Annotated in this window: 1 protein-coding gene; it reads left to right on the top strand. The window is 67.2% G+C overall.

Translation table 11 applies throughout. From position 1 onward, the window contains the following. Positions 1-12 precede the first annotated feature (12 nt). Complete coding sequence (locus PZH32_RS14260; RefSeq protein ID WP_428994034.1) at positions 13-174, top strand: hypothetical protein; 162 nt, start codon at positions 13-15, stop codon at positions 172-174. The last annotated feature ends 238 nt before the right edge of the window (positions 175-412 follow it).

Raw genomic sequence — 412 nt, 5'->3', positions numbered from 1 at the left:
GCGTGCGGCGTTATCGACGCCGTGCTTTCTGAGGGGGAGGGCCCGGCCCACGAGAATCCCGACGAGGCCGAGGCCGCGGTGCGCGATTACGTGCGCGAAGCCTACAAGGAGCTGGCGGATTTGAGCCCTGAGGAGCTGGTGCGCCAGCGCCAGGAGCGCTTCGCCCAGTTCTAGGGTGTTTCCGCATACCGTGTGTTTTGAGAGCGCCGTCCCTGGGGGCGGCTCTCTTGTTGCTGCGGTGGGGGTTACTTTTCTCTGCTAGCGACGATTGGGGTCGAGAAGGCGCTGGCGCAGGAGGCGGCGTTTCTCTTGCCAGTTTTGACCGCGCAGGCGAAGGCGCCGCCCCATCAGGTGGTGGAGTGCCGCGGCGCAGGGGCTCGGACAGCGCCGGCGAGGGTGCCTCTTCCAGCAG

It is taken from the genome of Adlercreutzia equolifaciens, from assembly GCF_029076695.1.
Classification (GTDB): domain Bacteria; phylum Actinomycetota; class Coriobacteriia; order Coriobacteriales; family Eggerthellaceae; genus Adlercreutzia; species Adlercreutzia equolifaciens_A.
This window is presented reverse-complemented; position numbering and strand designations above follow the sequence as displayed.